Origin of the sequence: Bartonella capreoli (assembly GCF_902813205.1) — a bacterium.
Lineage (GTDB): Bacteria > Pseudomonadota > Alphaproteobacteria > Rhizobiales > Rhizobiaceae > Bartonella > Bartonella schoenbuchensis.
On the sequence record NZ_CADDZX010000237.1, the window covers coordinates 1 to 440 of the forward strand.

Below are 440 nucleotides of genomic sequence, written 5' to 3' on the forward strand. Positions count from 1 at the left end.
TAAAAAATTTGAGGCTTCAGCAGCTACATTTTTGGCAAGTTTAGCCAAACGCTGTGTAGCAATGACACCTGCAAGACCACGTTTGCGCCCTCGACACATAAGATTAGTCATAGCACTCAGTGAAATTTTACGCGCTTCATCAGAAACTTCTCCTGCCGCAGCTGGAGCAAATAATTGTGCTTCATCAACAACAACGAGCATGGGATACCAATAATCACGTTCCACATCAAACAATGCACCAAGAAAAGCCCCCACAGCGCGCATCTGTTGTTCAGCATCCAAACCTTCAAGATTGAACACCACCGAAACCCGATGTTGACGAATGCGTTGAGCAATACGTGTCAATTCTAATTCGCTGCATTGAGCCTCAACAATAACATGACCAAATTTATCTGCAAAAGTGACAAAATCGCCCTCTGGATCAATCACACAATGTTGTA

The 440-nt window shown here is 43.6% G+C and carries 1 pseudogene; it reads right to left on the reverse strand.

What is annotated here, in order from left to right:
* Positions 1 to 440: pseudogene (locus J7R05_RS08230) on the reverse strand (ATP-binding protein); the annotation flags it as partial.